2 protein-coding genes are annotated in these 2,333 nt (G+C 35.1%); both read right to left on the reverse strand.

The features are described from left to right. Positions 1-105 precede the first annotated feature (105 nt). The gene (locus KEM10_RS23540) at positions 106-825 is read right to left on the reverse strand and encodes an energy transducer TonB (RefSeq protein ID WP_212220760.1); all 720 of its coding nucleotides are present in this window, start codon (positions 823-825) and stop codon (positions 106-108) included. 780 nt (positions 826-1,605) lie between these two features. Beyond that, positions 1,606-2,202 (reverse strand): hypothetical protein, encoded by a 597-nt coding sequence (locus KEM10_RS23545; protein ID WP_212220763.1) that lies wholly within the window; start codon positions 2,200-2,202, stop codon positions 1,606-1,608. Positions 2,203-2,333 lie beyond the last annotated feature (131 nt).

Raw genomic sequence — 2,333 nt, forward strand, 5'->3', positions numbered from 1 at the left:
TCGTGGTGTCGTGTCACCCGATAGGGGGACTAAGACGGTAGACTAAAGTGTCAGGACGAGCCGACCGAGCCATGCTTTATTTCCAGCGTGTTAGCGGGTCGTAATTTATTGATAATCTATGTTTATTGGAATTATATATTGCTGTCTTATTGGGTTTCCATACAGATATGCAGGTTTCCAATAAGGCATTTCATTTATAATTTCAATGACTCTTTTGTCTGTGTTTTCTCCAATCCCTTTTTTAATTATTGGATTAATAGCTTTTCCTGTCGTGTCAATTTCAAGGATAATGTAAAGTTTTGTATTTATTCCGTAAGTCATATCAATAGAGTCGATTGAGAGTCTAGTCGTAATAAACTTTAGTAATTCATTTTGTCCTCCAATAAATTCAGCATTTGAAATCCAATTATCAGTACTTTCAAGCCTATCAACTTTTATTCGAGTTGCTTCAAATATGTCATATCCATGCTTTTGAATCAAGTTTATAATCATAATTGAGTCGTAACAACGATAGTATTCATTAGAAAACAAGTCATTCTCAAATAACCAGTCTATATTATAGTCCTGATTTAATACAGCACAATAACTGCAGTCTCCAAAGAAAGCTGGAGAGTGTAAGCTGAAAGAATTGTTCTTAAAATCCTTATTTGCATTTATGATTGCAAATTCACAGTCAGATTTATTTCCTTGTTTAGCTTTCAATTCTAACTGAAGATTATACAATGAATCTGTTCCAAAGTCTAAATCGGTTGAATCAATTCCTTGAGCTAAACAAATTGATTTTAATATTACAATTGCAAATATTATTGATGTTAGTTTCTTCATTTGATTATGCCCGCTAACGTTTGCTGGATGAAGTCGTGGCGCGTTAGTCGTGGTGTCGTGTCACCCTCTAGGGGGACTAAGACAGTAGACTACCGTGTCAGGACGAGGCGAACGAGCCATGCTTTATTCCAGCGTGTTACGCCCTGTTGTTTTTTTGTTTCAAGTTAGTTTAATTTCCCAATTAGACATAATTCTCCCACTTAGGTTCCTTGTAATTATTCGATCAAATTATTGTCCGAATATACAAGTTAGTCCGTGTTTATTGAGCTGGTCTCGCTCTTATATATCAAATCTATTTTATTCGTTTTGCTCTACGATCTAAATTTTGTTTTTCAGAACGTTTTTGTCTGAAGTCCTCTAATTTGATTTTCGAACAAAGCTTATTAAACTGGATTTCTTTGTCTAATTCAGTCTGTATTATTTTTCGAGTTTTTGCGAGTCCTGCTGGTTGTCCTGTTGATGTATTAATTTCAATTTTATATGCTGGTTTTCTCCGTCCGTCCGACTTTTGAGAATTCATTCACGTCTGTTTTTATTTGTTAATGATTCTTATGCACTGAGTTTTACAATAGGGCGTAACGGACACGGCTATGAAGCGTAAGTGAATATTAACCGTACCCACTTCCAAATTTCACGGAGCCAAAGCGTTGTATTTGTTTTTATCTTTTCTTATCAAAAGCCAAATCAACGATTTGGCGCTGCTCGCCGAAGCTATGAACCAACCGAAACCAGTCGACTCACTTATGCTTTATTAGCCATTGTTGGCGGTAGTTTTTTATTCTATAATTTTTCAAATTGCTTTGAAATTAAGTCATAACTTGCTTTGTATAATTTATTTTTTAGAGTTTTAAGTTCTTCGCATTCGATTTCCCAAGTCATTGTCAAGATTACTTTTGTGTCCGAAAGCGTATATTTATGTATTGCTCTATTTTTTTTATTTGGGCAATTTGGTCTTAATTCATTTTGATGAATTGTTCGATTATAATTCCACAGTTCGATATCTTCTTTTGGGATAACTTCCGACCACATAAAGTCATATAATTCTGAACCATAAAACTCCTCATAATTTGGGAAACGTTCTACAAGCGTATCTGTACAAACTTTGAAAAAGGTCCATTTCAATTTAGTTGCACCTAACTTTGGGTTACCAAAATAAGTGAATTGATTGTCTTTATATATTTCACGTGTATTGAGGTCAATCTTTTGAATTCTTCTGTTATAACACCACAGGTTAGCAAAGTCGTTCAATGAAATCAGAGATACATTATCTAAGTCTTTACCGTTTTTTACTTTTTCATAAGACGTCACAGTCTTAGAAGTCCTGCAAGATGATAGAACAATTAAGATGATTAATATTATGGATTGTGATAGTCTCAATATGTTAGGTTTTTTCTAAAATTACCGCCAACGTTTGCTGGATGAAGTCGTGGCGAATTGGTCGTGGTGTCGTGTCACGCGGTAGCGATGACAGGACGCTAGACAAAGGCGTCAGGACGAGCCAACCTAGC

This window comes from Carboxylicivirga linearis (assembly GCF_018271995.1).
In the GTDB taxonomy this organism is placed as follows: Bacteria; Bacteroidota; Bacteroidia; order Bacteroidales; family Marinilabiliaceae; genus Carboxylicivirga; species Carboxylicivirga linearis.

Coding starts and splice junctions, on each gene's coding strand:
- KEM10_RS23540 (WP_212220760.1), bottom strand. CDS start 825: ATGAAGAAACTAACATCAATAATATTTGCAATTGTAATATTAAAATCA.